Below are 22,549 nucleotides of genomic sequence, written 5' to 3' on the forward strand. Positions count from 1 at the left end.
ACCAAGACTCAGACGACGCTGCGGATCAGGCCGCCGTCGACACGCAGCACAGTGCCGGTGATATAGGACGCGCGATCGCTGCACAGAAACGCGGCGGCGTCGGCGTATTCGTCCGGCCGGCCATAGCGGCCCAGTGCCATCGTGGCCGCGCTGTCCCGGGCCACCTCGTCAACGCCGCGCTGCTCGCGGGTGGCCCGCTTCTCGTCGAGGAACCGGGTGCGGTCGGTGGCGATGCGGCCGGGCACGATCACGTTGGCGGTGACTCCGTCGCGCCCGACCTCGTCGGCCAGGGTCTTCGACCAGGCGTGCAGACTCGCGCGCAGGGTGTTCGACAAGCCCAGGTTCGGGATGGGGCTCAGCGCACCCGACGACGTCGAGGTCAGGACACGACCCCAGCCACGCTCCCGCATCGCCGGCACGACGCGGTCGGTCAGCGCGATCACGGCAAGCACCATCGCCTGGAAGCTGTCGCGCCACGTGGTGGTGTTCTGACCGGACACCGGCGTGGGTGGCGGGCCACCGGTGTTGTTGACGAGGATGTCGATTCCTCCGAACTCCGATTCGGCTTCTGCGACAGCGGATTCCATTCTGTCCAGATCTGCCAGGTCCCACACCAGTGGCAGGGCCTTCGCGCCCGCCCGCTCGATGCGGGCGGCGGTGGCACTGAGCGCGTCGGCCGAGCGCCCGGCCACCGCCACGTTGGCGCCTTCCTCGGCGAGGCGCACGGCGATGGCGCCGCCCAGTCCGCCGCTCCCGCCAAGTACGAGCGCAGTGCGTCCGGCAATGCCGAGATCCATGGATCCTCCTTCAGTTCGAAACGTGGTCGGCGACCGGGATGGTCGCGAGGTGCTGGTCCAGCAGCGGCACCAGCGATGCGGGCAGCGGCAGGGCCGGATGACGGACCCGTGCAGAGGCGATGACCCCGCGGCGTCGTAACACCTCTTTGCGGATTGCCAGGCCGACGCGCAGTTGTCCCTCGAAATTGGCCAGCGGCAGCCACGGCGCGAAAACCTCACGGGCGGACCGGAATCCACCCTTCTGGTAGGCGCGCAGCACCGAGGCGAGCGCTGCCGGATGGCTGAAGCCAGTCATCGCCCCCGCCGATCCGGCGGCCAGTTCGTCGAGCAGACCGACGCCACCGAGCCCGCCGAACACGGGGACATCGAGGCGAGGCGCCAAGTGGGCGATCGCGACCGACGTGGGCGGGGTCTCGCATTTCACGCCGACCGCGAACGGGCACGCCTTCACCAACGCGACCACTTGCTCGTCGTCGACGTGCACGCCGGATACCACGGGGTAGTCCTGGACGAGGACCCCGACGCCGGTCGCTTCGTGCAGACGGCGCAAAGATTCGGCAGCCACCGCGGGATTCGCGTCACCGATCTGCGCCATCAGCGCTGCGGGCGGACGCGGTACCGCACCGAGCAACCGGTGCGCCTGCGCCACCACCGCGTCCGGGCTGCGCTCGGAGAGCCCGAGCACATACGGCAGGTCGGTCGACGACGCGACGGTGTGTGCCACCGCGTCGGCTTCGGACGGCTGCAGCGATGCCGCCTCACCGAAGACACCGAGCGCGACGAGACCGACGCAGCCGTCTGCGACGAACGACGCCACCTCGGAGCGGAGCGATCCGTCGTCGACGTCGAGTTGTTCGTCGAATGGAGTTGCCAGTACTCCCCAGAGACCCTGTGACAGAGGAGCGTTCAAGTCTGGCTCTCCAGTGTGGAGACGACGTGTTCGGCTATGGCGAGCGCGGAGGTGGCCGCGGGGGAGGGCGCGTTGCGCAGTACCACGATGCGATCGCGGACGCTGATCCGGAAGTCATCGACCAGCCCGCCGTCGGCGTCGAGCGCCTGAGCGCGGATACCCGCGGTGCCGGGCACCACGTCGTCGTCATCGAGTTCGGGGACGTAGGCGCGCGCCGCTGCGACGAACCGCCGCTTGCTCAGCGAGCCGTACATCTCGCTGATGCCGGTGCGCCAATGCTGGCGGGCGAAGCGCCAGAACGCGGGTGTGCGCGCCACTTCGGCCAGATCCGAAATCGAGACGTTCCTCCAGGTATAACCCTCCCGCGCAAGGGCGAGAACGGCATTCGGGCCGATCAGCACCTCGCCGTCGACCCGCGGCGTCACGTGGACACCGAGGAACGGGTAGCGCGGGTCGGGCACCGGGTACACCAGGCCGTTGACCAGGCTGCGCCGTTGCGGCTTCAGTGCGTAGTATTCGCCGCGGAACGGCATGATCACCGGATCCGGCCCGTCGCCCGCCATTTCGGCCAGCCGGTCGCTCTGCAGGCCGCCGCACGCGATGACCTGATCGAAGGCATCCTCATCGGTACCTCCCGAGGTGCGGGACGTGATCACCACCTCGGCGCCCCTGGCGCGCATGCCGACGACCTCGTGGCCGAGCAGGATCTTCGCCCCGACCCCGACGGCGTCGGCGGCCAGTGCCTGGGTCACCTCGGCGAAATCCACGATCGAGGTGGATGGCGAGTGCAGGGCGGCGACACCGCGCACATGCGGTTCGAGTTCGCGGAGTTCGGCCGGGCCGATGACCCGGATCCCGGGGACACCGTTGGCCCGGGCACGGTCCTCGATGTCGGCCAGGCGGGACCGCTCGACGTCGTCGAGCGCGACGAGCACCTTCCCGCAGGCGATCCTGCGGATGCCGCGTTGCGCGCAATAGTCCTCGAGCAGGCCTACGCCGCGCCGGCAGAGCAGCGCTTTGGCCGAGCCGGGTTGGTAGTAGAGGCCGGCGTGGACGACGCCGCTGTTGCGGCCGGTCTGATGCGATGCGAGGCGGTCCTCCTTCTCGAACACCGTCACCTCAGCGTCGGGCTGACGATTCAGGAACTCCCTGGCAACGGCCACGCCGACGATGCCGCCACCCACTACCGCGACCCGATGCGTCATCGGCCACCTCCCACCGCATAGTCCGCGAACACCTCGTCCTGGTCGGCGCCGAGCGCAGGCGGCGCCTCGCGCCGCGGTTCGTCGACGTCGGACAGGTGCAGTGGGGACGCCGGGACGTCGAGGTCGCCCAGTGTCGGGTGCGGCAGCGTCATCACCATCGATTCGCGCACCTGTGCCCAGTCGTAAACCTCGGGCACCGTGCGGATCCGCCCCGCGGGCACGCCCGCGGCGTCGAGGGCCGCGAGTACGTCGTCGGCGTGACGGTCGGTGAGTAGCGTGTCGATCTCCTTCTGCAGTTCGTCCGCCCGGCCCACCCGGTCGATGTTGGTGGCGATATCGGGACGCTCGGCGTCGAGGCCCACGATGGGAGCGAACTTGCGCCACAACGCTTCCGACCCGACAGCGATCACGATATCGGCGTCCGCGCAGCCGAACACGCCGTACGGCGCGATCGACGGATGCCGGTTCCCGGTGAGCACCGGTTCGACGCCCGCGGCCAGCCAACCGACACCGTGGAAGACGTGGACGCCGACGACGGCGGCCAGCAGCGAGGTCTCTACGTGTTGACCGAGTCCGGTGCGCTCCCGCGCCCGCAGGGCGGTCATCACACCGAAGGCCCCGAACAGCCCGGCCAGGATGTCGGCGATCGGGATACCCACCCGCTGTGGCGGACCACCGGGCCGCCCGGTGAGCGTCATCAGGCCGCCTTCGGCCTGCACGATCTGATCGAAACCGGGCCGGTTCCCGTCGGGCCCGCCCTTGCCGAATCCGGTGATCGATAACGTCACCAGCCGCGGGTTCAGTTCGCGCAGCTGCTCCAGCCCGAGCCCAAGACGGTCCAACACGCCCGGCCGATAGTTCTCGACGAGCACGTCGGCCTGCGCGACGAGCCACCGCAACCGGTCGGCGCCCTCGGATGATTTCAGGTCCAGCACCACGGAGCGCTTGTTGCGGTTGGCGCTCATGTAATAAGCCGACTCCCGGTGGCCGTTGCGGTCGACATACGGCAGCCAGCTTCTGCTGTCGTCGCCGCCGGGCGGTTCCACCTTGATGACATCAGCGCCTGCGTCGGCCATCATCATGGTCGCGTATGGGCCGGCCAGCGCGCGGCTGAGGTCTACGACCCGGATATCGGCAAGCGGTCGAGGTTCGGTCACCCTCGCCCTCCCATCAGTTTCAGGCCGATCGACATGAGCACGATCACCGAGGTGATACGCAGGACATGCACGGTCAGCACGATCGGAACATTGGCGCCGGCGCCGGCGGACAGCGCGCCCATCTGCGCGATGCCGCCGGGCGCGGTGGCAAGTAGTGCGGTGATCGAATCGAACGAGGTGAACTTCCACAGCAGCAGTGCCGCAACCAATCCGAACACCAGGAACGCCACCACCGTCACGACGATCGGTACGACCGCAGACCGCAACTGGGTCAACGTCGCGTGGGTGACGCCGGTGCCGAGCAGCCAACCGACGCCGACGTAGATGATCCATTTTCCGGCGGCCGGGATCTCGAAGGCCGAACTGCCCAGAATGTTGACGACAGCGACGCCGATCATGGCGCCCAGCAAGGGTGCGGCCGGCAGGTGCAGCAGCGTCGCCACCGCCGCACCTACCACCGCCGCTGCCGCCGTGAGCAGCAATGTGCCGAGGTTCATCCGACGTTTTCCCGCTCGTCGGCGTCGCGATGTCGAGGCGAAACAAGTTGTAACGCACCCTGACTGGCGCGACGCAGGGGCTCCTTGATGAGCGGGATCATGAACAGGAGCACGATGAACACCAGGATGCCCAGCGACGTCCCGCGTTGCATGAAGACATCGAGGCTGCCTCCGGAGATCACCATGGTCTGGCGCAGCGACTCCTCGGCGAGAGGCCCGAGGACCAGGGCGATGACGAGGGCAGCGGGGGACAGACCGTACTGGCGCATGAAGAACCCGAGCACACCGCAGGCCAGCATGATCTGGACGTCGAGCAGACTGTTGTTGACCGCGAAGGTGCCGAGGACGCAGAGCACGATCACGATCGGGCCGAGAACGCGGAAGGGCACCCGGGCGATGCTGGCGAAGCCGGGGATGCAGAACACGTTGACCAGCAACAGCATTACGTTGCCGAGGAACATGCTGGCGATCAGCCCCCAGGCGAACGCCGGGTTCTGGTCCATCAGGAGCGGACCGGGCTGCAGGCCCCACATGAGGAACCCGCCGAGCAGGATCGCCGTGGCGCCACCGCCCGGAATGCCGAGCGTGAGCAGCGGCACCATGGCCCCCGACGACGCCGCGTTGTTGGCGGCTTCGGGCCCGACGAGGCCTGGCAGTGCGCCCTTTCCGAACTTTTCCGGTGTCCGCGAGACCGACTTCTCGACGTTGTAGGACATCAGGGAGGCCACCGTCGCGCCGGCGCCGGGCGTGACGCCGACACCGAAGCCGAGGAACGAACCGCGCAGCGTGGGTCCGATGGATTCTCGAAAGTCCTTGCGGGTGGGCCAAAAAGCGCGGCTGCGTGCCGACACGCCGAAGAAGTCCAGCTTCTCCAGGTGTCCGCCCCGCCACAGCGTGTGCAGTACCTCGCCGACGGCGAACAGTCCGATGGCGACCGGGACGAAGTCGACGCCGTTGATCAGATCGACCGACCCGAAGGTATAGCGCTGCTCGCCCCCGCCGACATCGATCCCGATGGTGCCGATCGCGAATCCGATCAACGCCGACAGGGCTCCGAGCAGTTTGTTGCCGCGCAGGATGACGATGACGGTGAGCAGCCCGGCCATCACGATGAGGAAGTACTCCGGCGGCCCGAACGTCTTGGCGAAGTCGGCGGTGATCGGTGCTGCGAAGGCGATCAGCACCGCACCGATGGTGCCTGCGACGAAGGACGCGAGCGCCGCCATCACCAGCGCTGGCCCCGCCCGCCCCTGTTTGGCGAGCGGATATCCGTCGAATGTGCTTGCCACGGTGGCTGATTCGCCGGGTGTGTTGATCAGTACGGAGGTTATGGTGCCGCCGTACATGGCGCCGTAGTAGACGGCCGCGAGCATCACGATCGCGCCGGTCGGGTCGAGTCCGAAGGTGATGGGAAGCAGGATCGCCAGCCCGGCTGATGGCCCTACGCCGGGGATGACGCCGACGATCATGCCGATCAGCACACCGCCGACGAGCAACAGCATGTTCTGCAGTGTCAGGAGCGCGGCGATGCCGGTCATCAGGTCAGTCATGATGCTCCTCAGCCGACGGGCAGGATGCCCTGTGGCAGACCGGCGTTGAGGCCGGTCTCGAATGCCAGGTACAGCAGGACGGGGACGGCGACCGCGAGGATCACCGCGCGGAGGTGATGTTCACGGTCGAGGAACCACAGGGTCACCCCGAGGAACAGGACCCCGGCCAGGGCGGCACCGAGTACACCCAGGAGAGCGACAAACGCCGCCGCGGCGATGACGAAGCCGACCAGGGCCGCCGGATGTCTGCCCAGATCGGGCTCGGCGGCTTCCTCGGCCGCCTCGACCTGATCCACCGGCTTGTCGCCGGGCCGCGCCAGGAACTCGAGGGCCAGGGCGATCACCGTCACCGTCAGCGCGGTGAAGCCGAGGATCCTGGGGAAGAATCCCGGGCCGATGCGTCCGGCCACGGTGCGCCATTCCATGCCCATCGCGATCTCGGTGTAGAAGGCGAACCCGAGCAGCAGCACACCGAGGAAAGTGAGCTTCGGCCAGTTGCGGCGGACCCGGCTGTGCGTGGCGGCCGAGACCCTTGGTGCCGGCATGGACAACGCCGCTTTCGCGGGAGTCGTGGCGGTCACAGTGCGCCCTGCTCTTTCAGCGTGGATTCGAATTCGGCCGTGGTCCGATCGAGGTAGGTGGTGAAGTCCGCACCCCAGCGCTCGTCGCGGGTGAGGTGGTTGTCGGCCAGGAACTTGGCCCACTGCTCGCTCTTGACCACTTGCTGCATGGTCTTGATCCACCAGTCCCGCGCGTAGTCGGGTGCGTCCGGGGGCAGGATCAAGCCGCGGGGCATCGACGGCAGATCGGTCATGCCCTTCTCTTCGCCGGTCGGGACGTCGGGCAGTGCCGCGAGGCGCTCTTTCCCGGTGAACAGCAGCGGCCGCATGTCGCCGGATTCGACCTGGCCCAGAATCGAACCGGGGTTGGAGATCATCGCGTCGAGCGCTCCGGACAGCAGCGAGGTCTGGACCTGGCCCTCCTCGTTGTAAGGCACGTATTCGATTTCGTAGCCGGCGTGCTCGGCGATGATCGATTGCAGGATGAAGTCGACGTTCACCGTGCCGATGCCGCCGACGACGACGGTGCCCTTGTTCTTGGCGTAGCCGACCCAGTCCTCGAACGTCTTGACGTCGCTCTTCCCATCGACGAGTAGCAATGCGTCGTCTGAGGCAAGCAGGCCGACGTGGGTGAAGTCCTGGTAGGTCCAGCCGGGGTCGGCCTGCAGAGGGGTGGTCAGGAACGAACCCGACGTGGTGGAGACGTCGTAGCCGCTTCCGCGCTTGCTCAGCAGATATCCCCAGCCGGTGGCACCGCTTCCGCCTTCACGGTTCTCGACGGCGATGTCGGCCGGGTAAAGCTTCTCCTCCTGGATAACCTGGACCAGCTTGCGGGCCATCAGGTCGTTGCCGCCACCCGGGCCGAACGCGATCGTCCAGTCGAGATCTTTCGACGGGTAATCCTCGGCGGACCCGCCGCCGCTCCCTGCGCCGCTACAGGCCGACAGGACCAGAGCGGTGACAGCGACCAGCACGGCGAAGATGGTTTTCGGCCTACTCTTCAGTCGCATGGTTGTTTCTCCTCATTGAGTGGTGGGGTGGCGGAACCAGGAGCCGTTGGCGGTCGCGACAAGCCGTCCGGAGTCGTCGTGCATCCGGGATTCCAACTGGACGACACGACGACCGCCGTGGATGATCCGCCCGGTACAGCTCACGTCGGAGGTGACCGGGCGCAGAAACCTCATCTGCATCTCGATGGTCGAACCCGCAGACAGATAGCGCTGGCAGGCGTGGCCCATCGAGATGTCGAGCACGGTGGACAGCACGCCGCCGTGTACGGCGCCACCGGCGTTGCAAAGGTGTTGTGCGAAAGGCAGTTTCACGGTGCAGGACTGTTCGTCGTCGGCATAGTCGATCGACATGCCGAGGAAATGGATCAGGAAGTACTTTCCGAACTTCGGCTCGGCCATCTGGGCGGCGTAGCGGGCGGCCTCGACCGGATCTTCGGCGGCACGCAGAGATTCGGTGGTCATGACCAGGTGAACCTCGGGGGCCGCTTTTCGAGGAACGACCGCACGCCCTCGGCGTAGTCGTCGGTGTCGAACGAAGAGTTGCGGATGTCGATCGTGACGTCGTCGTCTTCGGTCTGACCGCCCAACACGAGGTCGACGATGCGCTTGGACGACCGCACGCTGAACTGTGCACGGGTGCTGACGAGGCGGGCGAACTCGTAGGTCTGCTTCTCCAGGTCCTCAGCCGGTATGAGCTCGTCGATCAGGCCGAGTCGCAGGGCGTCGTCCGCGTGGACATGCTGGCCGGAGAACAGGATCCACTTCGCGCGGGACGGGCCGACGACGTCGACGAGCCGCTTGGTCGATTCCAGGCTGTAGACCAGCCCAAGCTTGGCCGGGGTGATACCGAAGCGGGATCGTTCGTCGGCGAAGCGCAGATCGCAGGCCAAAGCGAGACCGCAGCCTCCGCCGATGCAGTAGCCGTGCACCATCGCGAGAGTCGGTTTGGTGCAGCCCTCGACGGCGTGCTCGGCGGCGGCGACCTGTTCGTTGTAGGCCTTGGCCGATGCGCTGTTGCCGCGGACGTCCTCGAATTCGCTGATGTCGGCGCCGGAGGCGAAGCTGCGGTTGCCCGCGCCCCGAACGACGATCACCTTGACTGCCGGATCGGCGTCGAGTTCGGCGAACACCTCTGGAATGCGGCGGTACATCTCGAGCGAGATCGCGTTGTGGCTTTCGGGCTTGTTGAGCACGACGGTTGCAATGCTCGGTGTCTCGCTGTCGCGCTCGACGAGGACATGCTCACTCATGCGGTCTTGCCTTCCTGCAGTTCGGGGTGGGCGTCGTAGAGGGTGCCGTCAAGGAACAACCGATCGATTTCCTCGCGCTCGATGCCCAGTTCCCTGAGGACATCGGCGCTGTGCTGACCCAGCCACGGGGCAGGCGAACGCACGCTGAAATCGAGGTCGGAGAACCTGGTCGGCGGTGCGATGGTTCGCATCGGCCCGATGATCGGGTGCTCGAGGTCGACGATCATTCCGCGCGCCTGTACGTGCGGGTCATCGAGCGTCTCGTCGTAGGTGAGCACCGGCCCGCCGGGCACGCCGGCCGTGTCCATCCGGTCGACCCAAGCGCTGGTGGGCAGCGTGGTGGTGATCGCCTCGATCTCGGCTTCGAGTTCGTCGAGGTGAGCCATTCGGGCAGGCAGGTCGACGAAGCGTCGGTCGTCGGCCCAGTCCGGCCGCTTGAGTACGTCGTTGATGAGACGCAGCCACAGCCTGTCGGTGTTGGCGCCGATCGTGACGTAGCCGTCGGCGGTCCGGTAGGCCTGGTACGGGGCCGAGCGCCGGTGCCGGGTACCGGTCTGCGCCGGGGTCTCACCGTTACCGAAGTACGCGCCAGATTCCCAGACTGTCCAGGCCAGGCCGGCGTCGATGAGTGAGATGTCGATGTACTGGCCGTCGCCGGTCTGACGCCGGTGCAGCTCGGCGGCGAGGATCGAATAGATCGCGGTGGCGCCTGCGGCGATGTCGTTGATCGCGATGCCGACCTTGGTGGGCTTGCCGTCGGGCTGGCCGGTCATCCTCAGGAAGCCGCCGATGCCCTGGGCCATGATGTCGAAGCCCGGTCGGTCGCGGTATGGGCCGGTCTGGCCGAACCCGCTGATCGAGCAGTAGAGGACGTCGTCGCGCACCGCGCGCACCGACTCGTAGTCGATACCCAGGCGGCGGGTGACGCCGGGCCGGAAATTCTCGATCACCAGATCCGCCTCGGCGGCGAGCTCGAGGAACAGCTCCCGGCCGCGTTCGGTCTTGAGGTCGATGGCCACGGACCGCTTACTGCGGTTCGGCATCGCGAACGGGTAGCTTTCGCCGTTCACCTTCGGCGCCATGCGGCGCGAATCATCGCCGGTACCGGGCTGCTCGATCTTGATGACGTCCGCTCCGAGCTCGGCCAGAACCATCGTGCAGTACGGACCCGACAGGAATCTGGTCAGGTCGAGGACTCGGAATCCGCTGAGTGATCTCATTGTTCCTTCCCGCATTGTGGGATACATTTGACGCATTGCGGAAAGACTAAGCGGGTGATTGGGGTCACGTCAACCCTGCCCTGCGATGTGCATCACTGCATCGACTGCGAAGCGCCGTCGGGGTGGTTGGACAAGGAGTGGAAGATGTTCAGCGTGGATACGGGTGGGGACAAGCCGGAAGCGCGTCGAAACGGTGTGCAGTCGATCGACCGTGCTGTCGCGATACTGCGGTGTTTCGACGGGCGAACACCCCAGCTCGGCATCAGCGAGATCGCGCGTTCGACAGGCTTGTCGACCAGTACGGTGCACCGCCTGCTCGCCGCGATGCAGGAGAATCATCTGGTCCGGCAGACAGGCACCAAGCGCTACGGCCTAGGGCCGTTCCTGCTCCAGTTGGCCAACTCCGGTGCCATGCCGCGCACCTTGCGTGAAGCCGCGCTGCCATTCATGACGGAGCTTCGCGACGAGTTCGACGAGACTGTCGGCCTGCACGAGTTCCTGCGGACCGGTCAGCGGATCGTGGCCGCTCAGGTCGAGAGTCATCAGGAGTTGCGCCGTACGTATACCGATATCGGCGTGCCGATCAGGCTCGCCTACGGCGGACCCGGGAAAGCGATTCTGTGCGCGCTGCCAGAGGGGGATCGGGCCAGGCATCTCATCGAGCCGATCGACCCGCTGACACCCAGCACGACTGTTGACCCGGCCGCCATCGAGCGCGAACTCGCCGACGCCCGAGCCCGCGGTTATGCCGAGTCCCACGGACAACGCACGTTGGGTATTTGTGCCGTGGCTGCACCGGTTTTCGACCACACCCAGGTCGTGATCGGTGCGATCGGTGCGTCGGTTCCGGCGGTGCGGATGGACTCGGAACGGATGGGCGAGATCGGTCGCCGGGTGCGCGAAGTCGCGTGGCAGCTGTCGTTGACGTTGGGTGCGACGGAAGAAGGGGTGCACGCCGTCGTGCCGGACATCACGCTGGGGTGACCGGCCTGCCGGCGCGGGATCGTCCTAAATGAGTTTGCAACTGCATGCATAACAATGCAGAATCGCCGCATGACTTCTGTAGCGGTGGCCGGTGCCAGCGGCTATGCCGGCGGGGAGATTCTGCGATTGCTCCTCGGCCACCCCGCCTATGCCGACGGCCGGTTGACCATCGGAGCGCTGACCGCCGCCTCCAGTGCCGGAACGAGTCTGGCCGAACATCACCCGCATCTGCTCCCGCTGGCTTCGCGAGTGCTGGAGAACACCGACGCTGAGGTCTTGAAAGGCCACGACGTGGTGTTCCTCGGGCTTCCACACGGGCACTCCGCGGCCCTGGCCGAACAACTCGGCCCAGACACCCTGATCGTGGATTGTGGGGCTGACTTCCGGCTCACCGACGCCTCCGACTGGGAGAAGTTCTACGGCTCGGCGCACGCCGGAAGCTGGCCCTACGGCCTGCCCGAGCTTCCCGGTGCCCGGGAGCGGCTGCGGGGCGCCAAGCGCATCGCGGTACCGGGCTGCTATCCGACCGCTGCGCTGCTGGCACTGCTGCCTGCCGTGGCCGCCGATCTCGTCGAACCGGCGGTGACCGTGGTGGCTGTCAGCGGCGCATCAGGTGCGGGTAAGTCCGCCAAGGTCGATCTGCTGGGTTCCGAGGTCATCGGATCGGCACGCGCGTACAACATCGGCGGCACGCACCGGCACACCCCGGAGATCGCGCAGGGCCTGCGGGCGGTCACCACCAAGAACGTCACCGTCTCGTTCACGCCGGTGCTCATCCCGACCTCGCGCGGGATCCTGGCCACCTGCACCGCCAGGACGACGGCATCACCTTCGGAGATCCGGGCCGCGTACGAGAAGGCCTATGACGCCGAGCCTTTCATTCACCTGCTGCCGGAAGGCCAGCTGCCCAAGACCGGATCGGTGATCGGTAGCAATGCTGCACAACTCGCCGTGGCCGTGGATGAGGAGGCGCAGACGCTGGTGGTCGTCGCCGCCATCGACAACCTGGTGAAGGGCACCGGCGGGGCCGCTGTGCAGTCGATGAACCTGGCGCTGGGCTGGCCGGAGACCGAGGGATTGTCGATCGTGGGGGTGGCACCGTGAGGCTAGAGCCGGAGGCGACAATGTCGCCTGAGCAGGCGACAACCGACACCAAGCTGGTCCGCACGCAGGGCGTGACCGCCCCGGCGGGCTTCCGTGCCGCGGGCATCGCGGCCGGAATCAAAGCTTCCGGTGCCGCGGACCTGGCGTTGGTGTTCAACGAGGGTCCCGATTACGCCGCGGCCGGTGTGCTGACCCGCAACCAGGTCAAGGCCGCCCCGGTGTTGTGGACCAGGCAGGTGCTGACCACCGGACAGCTGCGTGCGGTGATCCTCAATTCGGGCGGCGCCAACGCCTGCACCGGGCCACTGGGATTCCAGGACACCCACGCCACGGCCGAGGCGGTGGCCGCCGCGCTCAGCGACTGGGGCACCGAGACCGGCGCTGTCGAGGTGGCGGTGTGCTCCACCGGCCTGATCGGCGACCGGTTGCCGATGGACAAAGTTCTGGCCGGCGTGACGGAGATCGTGCACGAGTTGGCGGGCGGACTGACCGGCGGCGATGACGCCGCGCGCGCCATCATGACCACCGATACCGTGCCCAAACAGGTTGCGCTGCACCATTCTGTGGCCTCGGGCGAGAACTGGACAATGGGTGGGATGGCCAAGGGCGCAGGCATGCTTGCGCCGTCACTGGCCACCATGCTCTGTGTTCTCACCACCGATGCCGTTGCCGATGCCGCTGCCCTGGACACGGCGCTGCGGCGGGCCGCGGCACTGACGTTCGATCGCCTCGACGTCGACGGCAGCTGCTCCACCAACGACACCGTGTTGCTGATGGCCTCGGGGGCCAGCGAGATCGCCCCGAGCCAAGAGGATCTCGATGCGGCGGTACTGCGGGTGTGCGACGACCTGTGCGCGCAGCTGCAGGCGGACGCCGAAGGCGTCACCAAGCGCGTCCTCATCACCGTCATCGGCGCGGCCACCGAGGACGAGGCACTCGTGGCGGCCCGGACCATCGCACGCGACAGCCTGGTCAAGACCGCGTTGTTCGGCTGCGACCCGAACTGGGGTCGCGTGCTCGCCGCGGTCGGAATCGCGCCGGTCACACTTGATCCGGAACGAATCAGCGTGTCGTTCAACGGATCACCGGTCTGTATTGATGGCGCCGGGGCGTCGGGAGCGCGCGAGGTGGACCTTTCCGGCGAGGACATCGAGGTCGTCGTCGACCTGGCGTCCGGATCAGCTCGGGCTTCGATCCGTACCACTGACCTGTCCCACGGTTACGTCGAAGAGAACTCGGCGTACAGCTCATGAGTACCCCGGCGATCGAGCGCGGGGTCAAGGCCCACGTGCTCGCCGCGGCGCTGCCGTGGCTCAAACAGTTGCACAACAAGATCGTCGTCGTGAAATACGGCGGCAATGCCATGACCGACGACACGCTCAAGGCCGCCTTCGCCGCCGACATGGTGTTTCTGCGCAACTGCGGCATCCACCCGGTAGTGGTGCACGGCGGCGGTCCGCAGATCAGCGCGATGCTCAAAAAGCTGGACATCCCAGGTGATTTCAAGGGCGGCTTCCGGGTCACCACGCCCGAGGTGCTCGATGTGGCCCGGATGGTGCTGTTCGGTCAGGTGGGCCGCGAGCTGGTCAACCTCATCAACGCACATGGCCCGTATGCGGTCGGTGTGACCGGTGAGGACGCGCATCTGTTCACCGCGGTGCGGCGCAGCGTCACGGTCGACGGCGTGGCCACCGACATCGGCCTGGTCGGCGACGTCGAGCATGTCAACGCCGGATCGCTGCTGGATCTCATTGCGGCGGGCCGGATCCCGGTCGTCTCGACGATCGCACCCGACACCGACGGTGTGGTGCACAACATCAACGCCGACACCGCTGCGGCCGCGTTGGCCGAGGCGCTGGGCGCGGAGAAGCTGGTGATGCTCACCGATGTCGAAGGGCTGTATACCAATTGGCCGGACCGCGGTTCGCTGGTCAGTGAGATCGACTCGGCCGCACTGACTCAGCTGCTGCCGTCACTGGAATCCGGCATGGTGCCCAAGATCGAGGCTTGCCTGCGGGCGGTGGCCGGCGGTGTGCCCAGCGCCCACGTGATCGACGGTCGCGTCGAACACTGCGTCCTGGTGGAACTTTTCACCGATGAGGGGACCGGAACCAAGGTGGTAGCCAAGTGAACGGCGGGCAGGAGCGCAGCGACTCGGGGGTTCAGCACAGCCTCCAGGACCGCTGGGAAGCGGTGATGATGAACAACTACGGCACCCCGCCGCTGGCGCTGGTCAGCGGCGACGGGGCGGTCGTCACCGACGCCGACGGCAAGAGCTACCTCGACCTGCTCGGCGGTATCGCGGTCAACCTGCTCGGCCACCGGCATCCGGCGGTCATCGAGGCCGTCACCACCCAGCTCAACACGCTGGGGCATACCTCGAATCTGTATGCCACCGAACCGGGCATTGCGCTCGCCGAAGCACTTGTCGGCTATCTGGGCACGTCCGGGGCGAGCGAAGCGACGGGGGATAGTCACGCGCGGGTGTTCTTCTGCAACTCCGGTACCGAAGCCAACGAGGTGGCGTTCAAGATCAGCAGGCTGACCGGACGGACGAATCTCGTTGCCGCCGAAGGCGCTTTCCACGGCCGCACGATCGGCTCGCTGGCGCTGACCGGCCAGCCCACCAAGCGGGCCCCGTTTGAACCGTTGCCGGGCAACGTCACCCACGTGCCGTACGGCGACGTCGAGGCACTCGCGGCCGCCGTCACCGACGAGACGGCCGCGGTGTTCCTGGAACCGATCATGGGGGAGGGCGGCGTCGTCGTCCCGCCCGCCGGGTACCTCGTCAAAGCTCGCGAGATCTCCGCCGAGCACGGCGCGCTGCTGGTGCTCGACGAGGTGCAGACCGGGGTCGGGCGCACCGGAGCCTTTTATGCCCATCAGCACGACGGCATCACCCCGGACGTGGTGACCCTGGCCAAGGGCCTGGGCGGTGGGCTGCCGATCGGTGCCTGCCTGGCCATCGGCAAAGCGGGCGATCTGCTCACCCCCGGACTGCACGGCAGCACCTTCGGCGGCAACCCGGTGTGCACCGCGGCCGCGCTGGGCGTGCTCAAGGCGCTGGCCGACGAGGACCTGATCGCGCGCGCCGGGCTGCTCGGCAAGACCCTGAGCCACGGCATCGAGGAGCTCAACCATCCGTTGGTCGGCCATGTGCGTGGCAAGGGCATGCTGCAGGGCATCGTTCTGACGGCGCCGAGCGCCAAGGCCGTCGAGACCGCCGCGCGCGATGCCGGCTTCCTGGTGAATGCGGCGGCGCCCGACATCATCCGGCTGGCCCCGCCGCTGATCATCACCGACGACCAGATCGACCAGTTCCTCACCGCCCTGCCCACCGTGCTCGACACCGCCGTGGAGGCCTCATGATCCGGAATTTCCTACGTGACGACGATCTGTCGCCGACCGAGCAGGCCGAGGTGCTGGCACTGGCCGCCGAGCTCAAGAAAGACCCGTTCAGCAGGCGTCCGCTGGAGGGGCCGCGCGGCGTCGCTGTCATCTTCGAGAAGAACTCCACCCGCACCCGGTTCTCGTTCGAGATCGGCATCGCGCAACTCGGCGGTCACGCCGTGGTCGTCGACGGCCGCAGTACCCAACTGGGCCGCGAGGAGACGCTCGAAGACACCGGTGCGGTGCTGTCGCGCTACGTCGACGCCATCGTCTGGCGCACCTTCGCGCAGGAACGGTTGACGGCCATGGCGTCGGGCTCGACGGTGCCGATCGTGAACGCACTGTCCGACGAGTTCCACCCCTGCCAGGTGCTGGCCGATCTGCAGACGCTGGCCGAACGCAAGGGCAAGCTGGCCGGCCTGCGCATGACGTACTTCGGTGACGGCGCCAACAACATGGCGCACTCGCTGATGCTGGGCGGGGTCACCGCGGGTGTCGATGTCACCATCGCCGCACCGACAGGTTTCGAGCCGGACCCGCAGTTCGTCGACGCCGCGAAGCGCCGCGCCAGTGAAACGGGCGCCACCGTCACCGTCGGCGGCGACCCACACGCCGCCGCCGACGGAGCCGACGTTCTCGTCACGGACACGTGGACCTCGATGGGGCAGGAGAACGACGGACTGGACCGCGTGCGGCCGTTCCGGCCATTCCAGATCAACGCCGAGATGCTGAAGCTGGCGGATCCGGAAGCTGTTGTGCTGCACTGCCTTCCGGCGCACCGCGGCCACGAGATCACCGACGAGGTGATCGACGGGCCACAGAGTGCGGTGTTCGACGAGGCGGAGAACCGGCTGCACGCCCAGAAGGCGCTCCTGGTCTGGTTGCTGGAAAACTCGTGAGCACACCGTCGCGCGTCGGCCGCCAGGCCCGCATCATCACCCTGCTGTCGGCACACGCCGTCAGCAGCCAGAGCGAGCTGGCCGCCATGCTTGCCGAAGACGGCATCGAGGTCACCCAGGCCACCCTTTCGCGGGATCTGGAGGAGCTCGGTGCGGTGAAGCTTCGTGGCGCCGACGGCGGGGTCGGCGTCTACGTGGTGCCCGAGGACGGCAGCCCCGTACGCGGCGTGTCGGGCGGTACCGAGCGAATGTCCCGGTTGCTCAGCGACCTGCTGGTGTCCACGGACGCCAGCGGGAATCTGGCGGTGTTGCGCACCCCGCCCGGCGGGGCGCACTACCTGGCCAGCGCGATCGACCGGGCTGCGTTACCCCACGTCGTCGGCACGATTGCCGGTGATGACACCATCTTCGTAGTGGCCCGCGAGCCGATGACCGGCGCCGAGCTCGCAGCGAGCTTTGAGAATGTTCAACAAAAGGAGATCAGTTAATGTCCGAGCGCGTCATCCTGGCGTATTCCGGAGGTCTGGACACCTCGGTCGCGATCAGCTGGATCGGCAAGGAGACCGGCCGCGAAGTAGTTGCCGTCGCCATCGACCTGGGCCAGGGCGGCGAGGACATGGAGGTCGTGCGCAAACGCGCACTGGACTGCGGTGCGGTGGAGGCGGTTGTCGTCGACGCCCGTGACGAGTTCGCCGACGAGTACTGCCTGCCGACCATCCAGTCCAATGCGCTCTACATGGACCGCTATCCGCTGGTGTCGGCGATCAGCCGCCCGCTGATCGTCAAGCACCTGGTGGCAGCCGCCCGTGAACACAAAGGCGGCATCGTCGCCCACGGCTGCACCGGCAAGGGCAACGATCAGGTGCGCTTCGAGGTCGGCTTCGCTTCGCTGGCACCAGATCTCGAGGTGCTGGCTCCGGTCCGCGACTACGCCTGGACCCGGGAGAAGGCCATCGCGTTCGCCGAGGAGAACGCCATCCCGATCAACGTCACCAAGCGGTCCCCGTTCTCGATCGACCAGAACGTGTGGGGCCGCGCGGTGGAAACGGGCTTCCTGGAGCATCTCTGGAACGCCCCCACCAAGGACGTCTACGACTACACCGAAGATCCCACCGTCAACTGGAGCACGCCCGACGAGGTCGTCGTCGGTTTCGAAAAGGGTGTGCCGGTGTCCATCGATGGACGTGCGGTCTCCGTCTTGCAGGCCATCGAGGAGCTGAACCGCCGCGCCGGGGCCCAAGGCGTCGGCCGGCTCGACGTGGTCGAGGACCGGCTCGTCGGCATCAAGAGCCGCGAGATCTACGAGGCGCCCGGCGCCATGGTGCTCATCACCGCGCACACCGAGCTCGAGCACGTCACGCTGGAGCGCGAGTTGGGCCGGTTCAAGCGCGGCACGGATCAGAAGTGGGGCGAGCTCGTCTACGACGGGCTGTGGTACTCGCCGCTGAAATCCGCGCTGGAGTCATTCGTCGCGCACACGCAGGAGCATGTGACCGGTGAGATCCGGCTGGTGCTGCACGGCGGACACATCGCGGTCAACGGCCGTCGCAGTGCAGAGTCGCTGTACGACTTCAACCTGGCCACCTACGACGAGGGCGACACTTTCGACCAGTCCTCGGCCAAGGGTTTCGTGCACGTCCACGGGCTGAGCTCCAAGATCTCCGCCAAGCGTGACCTGGGCCTGTAACTTTTCTCCGCGAGCGTGCGTGTCTGCTGTCCGACACGCCGCATAAAAGCTGCAAACGCGCACGCTCGCACAGCAGTGAGGGTGACATGAGTACCAACGAAGGATCCACCAACCAAGGCTCGTTGTGGGGCGGCCGCTTCGCGGACGGGCCTTCGGAAGCCCTTGCTGCCCTGAGCAAGTCCACGCACTTCGACTGGGTGTTGGCACCGTACGACATCACCGCATCCAAAGCCCATGCTCGGGTCCTGCATCGGGCCGGGTTGCTCACCGACGAGCAGCGCGACGGTCTGCTGGCCGGCCTCGACAGCCTCGGAGATGATGTGGCGGACGGCAGTTTCGGCCCGCTGGTGACCGACGAGGACGTGCACGGCGCGCTGGAGCGTGGTCTGATCGATCGCGTCGGCCCCGAGCTGGGCGGTCGGCTACGCGCCGGCCGGTCCCGAAATGACCAGGTGGCCACGCTATTCCGGATGTGGCTGCGCGACGCGGTCCGCCGGGTCGCAGACGGCGTGCTCGAGGTGGTGAACGCGCTGGCGGTGCAGGCCGCCGCGCATCCGACAGCGATCATGCCCGGTAAGACCCACCTGCAAGCTGCGCAGCCCATTCTGCTCGCGCATCACCTGCTCGCACACGCACATCCGCTGCTGCGCGACGTCGATCGCATCGCCGATTTCGACGACCGCACCGCGGTTTCCCCGTACGGCTCGGGAGCGCTGGCGGGCTCATCGCTGGGCCTGGACCCCGACGCCATCGCCGAGGACCTCGGATTCACCGCTGCCGCAGACAATTCCGTCGACGCCACCGCGGCAAGGGATTTCGCTGCCGAGGCGGCATTCATCCTCGCCCAGATCGGGGTCGACCTGTCCCGGTTGGCCGAAGACATCATCCTGTGGAGCACAACCGAATTCGGCTACGTGACGTTGCACGACTCCTGGTCGACGGGCAGTTCGATCATGCCGCAGAAGAAGAACCCCGACATCGCCGAACTGGCACGCGGTAAGTCGGGCCGGCTGATCGGCAACTTGACGGGACTGCTGGCCACCCTCAAGGCCCAACCACTGGCGTACAACCGCGACCTGCAAGAGGACAAGGAACCGGTATTCGATTCGGTGGCGCAACTGGAGCTGCTGCTTCCGGCGATGGCGGGCCTGGTCGCCACGTTGACGTTCGACGAGGCGCGCATGGCCGCCCTGGCGCCCGCGGGTTACACCCTCGCCACCGATATCGCCGAATGGCTGGTCCGCCAAGGTGTTCCGTTCCGGGTCGCGCACGAGGCCGCGGGTGCTGCTGTCCAGGTGGCCGAGGGGCGCGGGGTCGGGCTCGACGAACTCAGCGACGACGAGTTCGCGTCGATAAACACCGCGCTCACCCCACAGGTCCGCGAGGTGCTCACCGTCGAGGGGTCGGTGAATGCCCGCAACGCGCGCGGTGGCACCGCACCGACCCAGGTGGCCAAACAACTCGGGGTGGTTCGCAACACCATGGCTGAGTTGCGTATCCGGCTGCATCGCTAGGGTTTACGTACAGTCGGGGATATGGCTGAACGAGTCACATTCCAATCCGGCGGCGACCGTTGCGTGGCGTACGTCCGGCGTTCCGGTGATCAGCCGGCTCCGTGCATTGTGCTCTGCACGGGATTTGGCGGCACCCAGGACACTCCCGCGTTGGTGGCGAATGCGGAAGCCTTCGCTGCGGCCGGATATCATGCAATGACGTTCGACTACCGCAGTTTCGGCGAAAGCGACGGGCATCCCCGCCAGATCGTCAGTATCGCCGGCCAACTCGCCGACATCGCAGCCGCAGTCGAATGCGCCCGCGGCCAGGATTATGTCGACGGCGACCACATCGTGCTGTGGGGCACCTCGCTGGGAGGCGGGCACGTGGCAACGGCAGCGGCTCGCGATCCGCATATCGCTGCGGTGATCGCGCAGATTCCGTTCAACGGCTTTCCCCGTAGAGTCGAAGGGCGCTCGGCGCGCTCAACCCTCCGTCTGCTCGCCGTCATGGTCGGGGACTGGCTTCGCGGCATGTTGCGTCTGCAGCCCATCTACATTCCTGCCGTCGGCGCTCAGGGCGACCTGGCCGTGATGACCGGTACCGGCGCTCAGCGTGCCATCGCGGGCATGGCCAGCGCAACGTGGCGCAACGAGGTGGCACCCCGGGGGCTCATCGAGATGATGCGTTATCACCCAGGTGATTTCGCTGCTCAAGTGAAATGTCCGCTGTTGGTATGCGTGGGAACCGAGGACGCCGAGACGAGTCCGGAGAGCGCGGGTGCACTGGCGAAGACCGCCCCGCGAGGTGAACTGCTCGAGTACCCCGTCGCGCACTTCGATTTCTACACCCAGGAGGTCCGGCAGCGTGTGGTTGCCGACCAACTGGCCTTTCTTCGGCGTGTGCCGGCCCGTAAGGATGACGGCACTTAGCCGATCTGCTCGCCGAGTTCGAACCACCGCTCCTCGACCTCGGTGACTTCGTTCTCCAATGCCCGGATCGCGGCCACCTTGGCCGCAAGCCCTTCGAAATCGGCTTGGTCGTGGTCGGCCATCGCGGTGCGCGAGCGGTCGATCTGCTGCTGCAGTTTCTCCAGCCGCCGTTCCAGTGCGGCGACCTCCTTCTGCGCATTACGTAGCTCGGCGCCGGACAGCCCGTCGGTGCTCCCGCCGGCGGACGCCGCCGCCGGAGCGGGTCCGGTGGCCGACGCATGCGCGGCGCGCAGCCGCAGATACTCGTCGACCCCGCCCGGCAGATGCCGCAGACGTCCGCCGAGGATCCCGTACTGCTGGTCGGTGACCCGCTCCAGGAAGTACCGGTCGTGGCTCACCACGATCAGCGTGCCGGGCCAGCCGTCGAGCAGATCCTCCATGGCGGCCAGCATGTCGGTGTCCAGGTCGTTGGTCGGCTCGTCGAGGATCAGCACGTTGGGCTGTGCCAGCAGGATCAACAGCAGTTGCAGACGGCGTTGCTGTCCGCCGGAGAGGTCCTTGACCGGTGTCGACAGCTGGGCATTGGAGAACCCGAGGCGCTCCAGCAACTGCCCGGGCGTGAGTTCCTGGGCCTTCGAACCGGTTCCGAACACATACGTCGTGCGCAGGTTGGCGAGCACCACCCGCACCGGGTCCTCGAGATGGGGATCAAGCTCGTCCACGCTCTGGGTCAAGGTCGCGACCTGCACCGTCTTGCCATGTTTGACCCGGCCCGCTGTCGGTTGCACCGAACCGTCGATCAGACCCAGCAGGGTGGATTTGCCGGCACCGTTGACGCCGAGGATGCCGGTGCGCTCACCCGGGGCGACCCGCCACTCCACCTGGTGCAGCACTTCACGTTCCCCGTAGGACACCGACACATCGAGCAGGTCGACGACCTGCTTGCCGAGCCGCGAAACCGCCAGGGACTGCAGCGCGACCTTGTCTCGGATCTCCGGAACGTCGGCGATCAGCGCGTTGGCCGCGTCGATGCGGAACTTCGGTTTGGACGTGCGGGCTGGGGCGCCGCGACGCAGCCAGGCCAGTTCCTTGCGGGCCAGGTTCTGCCTGCGCGCCTCGATCGTCGCCGCCTGCCTGTCACGTTCCACCCGCTGCAGGATGTAGGCGGCGTAGCCGCCGTCGAACGGTTCGACGATGCGGTCGTGCACTTCCCATGTGGCCGTGCAGACTTCGTCGAGGAACCAGCGGTCGTGCGTCACGACCAGCAGCCCACCGGACGACGCGGACCAGCGACGCTTGAGGTGCTCGGCGAGCCACGTGATCGCTTCCACGTCGAGATGGTTGGTCGGCTCGTCGAGAGCCAGCACGTCGTGATCGCCGGCCAGCAGCGCGGCCAGCGCCACGCGGCGCCGCTGTCCGCCCGACAGCGTGCGGAGTTCGGCGTGCCAGTCCAAGTCGCCCAGCAGGCCGCTGATGACATCACGGCCGCGCGGATCGCCGGCCCATTCGTGTTCGGGCACGTCACCGACCACAGCGTGTCCGACGGTATCGGCGTCGTCGAGGGTGTCGGCCTGGTCGAGTACGCCGATCCGCACCCCGCCGCGCACGGTCACCCGTCCGGAATCGGGCTCGAGCCGGCCGGCGAGCATGGCCAGCAGGCTGGATTTGCCGTCGCCGTTGCGGCCGACGATGCCGATCCGGTCGCCTTCGCTGACGCCGACGGTGACGGCGTCGAACACCACGCCGGTGGGGTACTGAAGGTGTAGGGCTTCGCCCCCGAGCAGGTGTGCCATCGCCGCCGACCTTAGCGGCAGGCGAAGGCCGGCCCCACTCACCGGCCGGTTCGCCATCCTCGCCTGTGCGGTTCACGCCCGCTACGAGAGGTTGCGACGGACGTTGACGG

At 67.2% G+C, this 22,549-nt stretch carries 22 protein-coding genes; 10 read left to right on the plus strand and 12 right to left on the minus strand.

Features of this window, described 5'->3' with window-relative positions; translation table 11 throughout:
* Window positions 1–8 precede the first annotated feature (8 nt).
* From ABQF30_RS20595 to ABQF30_RS20645, 11 genes are read right to left on the minus strand one after another with little or no spacing between them, the layout of a single operon-like run.
* A complete protein-coding gene (locus tag ABQF30_RS20595) occupies window positions 9–797 on the minus strand; it encodes an SDR family oxidoreductase (protein WP_448467163.1) in 789 nt (262 codons plus the stop codon).
* Between the two features lie 10 nt (window positions 798–807).
* On the minus strand, window positions 808–1,707 hold the full coding sequence (locus ABQF30_RS20600) for a dihydrodipicolinate synthase family protein (RefSeq protein WP_448467165.1): 900 nt from the start codon (window positions 1,705–1,707) through the stop codon (window positions 808–810).
* Window positions 1,704–2,912, minus strand: a complete 1,209-nt coding sequence (gene lhgO / locus ABQF30_RS20605; protein WP_448467166.1) for an L-2-hydroxyglutarate dehydrogenase — start codon at window positions 2,910–2,912, stop codon at window positions 1,704–1,706. Before lhgO ends, ABQF30_RS20600 begins: the two co-directional genes overlap by 4 nt.
* A complete protein-coding gene (locus tag ABQF30_RS20610) occupies window positions 2,909–4,069 on the minus strand; it encodes a CaiB/BaiF CoA transferase family protein (RefSeq protein WP_448467168.1) in 1,161 nt (386 codons plus the stop codon). The genes lhgO and ABQF30_RS20610 overlap by 4 nt, the downstream gene beginning before the upstream one ends.
* On the minus strand, window positions 4,066–4,566 hold the full coding sequence (locus tag ABQF30_RS20615) for an AbrB family transcriptional regulator (RefSeq protein ID WP_448467170.1): 501 nt from the start codon (window positions 4,564–4,566) through the stop codon (window positions 4,066–4,068). Before ABQF30_RS20615 ends, ABQF30_RS20610 begins: the two co-directional genes overlap by 4 nt.
* Window positions 4,563–6,116, minus strand: coding sequence for a tripartite tricarboxylate transporter permease (locus ABQF30_RS20620; protein ID WP_448467172.1), 1,554 nt, complete (start codon window positions 6,114–6,116; stop codon window positions 4,563–4,565). The genes ABQF30_RS20615 and ABQF30_RS20620 overlap by 4 nt, the downstream gene beginning before the upstream one ends.
* 8 nt (window positions 6,117–6,124) lie before the next feature.
* Complete coding sequence (locus ABQF30_RS20625; protein ID WP_448467174.1) at window positions 6,125–6,697, minus strand: tripartite tricarboxylate transporter TctB family protein; 573 nt, start codon at window positions 6,695–6,697, stop codon at window positions 6,125–6,127.
* Window positions 6,694–7,686, minus strand: a complete 993-nt coding sequence (locus ABQF30_RS20630; RefSeq protein ID WP_448467176.1) for a tripartite tricarboxylate transporter substrate binding protein — start codon at window positions 7,684–7,686, stop codon at window positions 6,694–6,696. The genes ABQF30_RS20625 and ABQF30_RS20630 overlap by 4 nt, the downstream gene beginning before the upstream one ends.
* A 12-nt stretch (window positions 7,687–7,698) precedes the next feature.
* Window positions 7,699–8,148, minus strand: coding sequence for a PaaI family thioesterase (locus ABQF30_RS20635; protein ID WP_448467178.1), 450 nt, complete (start codon window positions 8,146–8,148; stop codon window positions 7,699–7,701).
* Window positions 8,145–8,936 carry an enoyl-CoA hydratase-related protein gene (locus ABQF30_RS20640; protein WP_448467180.1) on the minus strand — a complete coding sequence of 264 codons (792 nt, stop codon included), beginning with the start codon at window positions 8,934–8,936 and terminating at the stop codon, window positions 8,145–8,147. Before ABQF30_RS20640 ends, ABQF30_RS20635 begins: the two co-directional genes overlap by 4 nt.
* Window positions 8,933–10,156, minus strand: a complete 1,224-nt coding sequence (locus tag ABQF30_RS20645) for a CaiB/BaiF CoA transferase family protein (RefSeq protein ID WP_448467182.1) — start codon at window positions 10,154–10,156, stop codon at window positions 8,933–8,935. Before ABQF30_RS20645 ends, ABQF30_RS20640 begins: the two co-directional genes overlap by 4 nt.
* 144 nt (window positions 10,157–10,300) lie before the next feature.
* On the opposite strand from ABQF30_RS20645, the gene ABQF30_RS20650 reads away from it, so the two are divergent.
* The 10 genes from ABQF30_RS20650 to ABQF30_RS20695 all read left to right on the plus strand — a co-directional run bounded on the left by ABQF30_RS20650 (window position 10,301) and on the right by ABQF30_RS20695 (window position 20,646).
* The gene (locus tag ABQF30_RS20650) at window positions 10,301–11,140 is read left to right on the plus strand and encodes an IclR family transcriptional regulator (RefSeq protein WP_448467184.1); all 840 of its coding nucleotides are present in this window, start codon (window positions 10,301–10,303) and stop codon (window positions 11,138–11,140) included.
* A gap of 69 nt (window positions 11,141–11,209) precedes the next feature.
* Window positions 11,210–12,244 (plus strand): N-acetyl-gamma-glutamyl-phosphate reductase, encoded by a 1,035-nt coding sequence (gene argC / locus ABQF30_RS20655; RefSeq protein WP_448467186.1) that lies wholly within the window; start codon window positions 11,210–11,212, stop codon window positions 12,242–12,244.
* Window positions 12,245–12,264: 20 nt separating this feature from the next.
* Complete coding sequence (gene argJ, locus ABQF30_RS20660) at window positions 12,265–13,497, plus strand: bifunctional glutamate N-acetyltransferase/amino-acid acetyltransferase ArgJ (RefSeq protein WP_448467274.1); 1,233 nt, start codon at window positions 12,265–12,267, stop codon at window positions 13,495–13,497.
* A complete protein-coding gene (gene argB, locus ABQF30_RS20665) occupies window positions 13,494–14,375 on the plus strand; it encodes an acetylglutamate kinase (RefSeq protein WP_448467188.1) in 882 nt (293 codons plus the stop codon). Before argJ ends, argB begins: the two co-directional genes overlap by 4 nt.
* Window positions 14,372–15,613, plus strand: coding sequence for an acetylornithine transaminase (locus tag ABQF30_RS20670; protein WP_448467190.1), 1,242 nt, complete (start codon window positions 14,372–14,374; stop codon window positions 15,611–15,613). The genes argB and ABQF30_RS20670 overlap by 4 nt, the downstream gene beginning before the upstream one ends.
* On the plus strand, window positions 15,610–16,533 hold the full coding sequence (gene argF, locus ABQF30_RS20675) for an ornithine carbamoyltransferase (RefSeq protein ID WP_448467192.1): 924 nt from the start codon (window positions 15,610–15,612) through the stop codon (window positions 16,531–16,533). Before ABQF30_RS20670 ends, argF begins: the two co-directional genes overlap by 4 nt.
* Entirely contained in the window at window positions 16,530–17,021 is a 492-nt protein-coding gene (locus ABQF30_RS20680; protein ID WP_448467194.1) for an arginine repressor, read from the plus strand. Before argF ends, ABQF30_RS20680 begins: the two co-directional genes overlap by 4 nt.
* Complete coding sequence (locus ABQF30_RS20685; RefSeq protein WP_448467196.1) at window positions 17,021–18,220, plus strand: argininosuccinate synthase; 1,200 nt, start codon at window positions 17,021–17,023, stop codon at window positions 18,218–18,220. The genes ABQF30_RS20680 and ABQF30_RS20685 overlap by 1 nt, the downstream gene beginning before the upstream one ends.
* Before the next feature lie 86 nt (window positions 18,221–18,306).
* Window positions 18,307–19,734, plus strand: a complete 1,428-nt coding sequence (argH, locus tag ABQF30_RS20690) for an argininosuccinate lyase (protein WP_448467198.1) — start codon at window positions 18,307–18,309, stop codon at window positions 19,732–19,734.
* Window positions 19,735–19,755: 21 nt separating this feature from the next.
* Window positions 19,756–20,646 (plus strand): alpha/beta hydrolase, encoded by an 891-nt coding sequence (locus ABQF30_RS20695; RefSeq protein WP_448467200.1) that lies wholly within the window; start codon window positions 19,756–19,758, stop codon window positions 20,644–20,646.
* On the opposite strand, the gene ABQF30_RS20700 is transcribed toward ABQF30_RS20695, so the two are convergent.
* A complete protein-coding gene (locus ABQF30_RS20700; protein WP_448467202.1) occupies window positions 20,643–22,439 on the minus strand; it encodes an ABC-F family ATP-binding cassette domain-containing protein in 1,797 nt (598 codons plus the stop codon). The genes ABQF30_RS20695 and ABQF30_RS20700 overlap by 4 nt on opposite strands.
* Window positions 22,440–22,549: the final 110 nt, after the last annotated feature.

The sequence above is a fragment of the Mycolicibacterium sp. XJ870 genome, assembly GCF_053483975.1.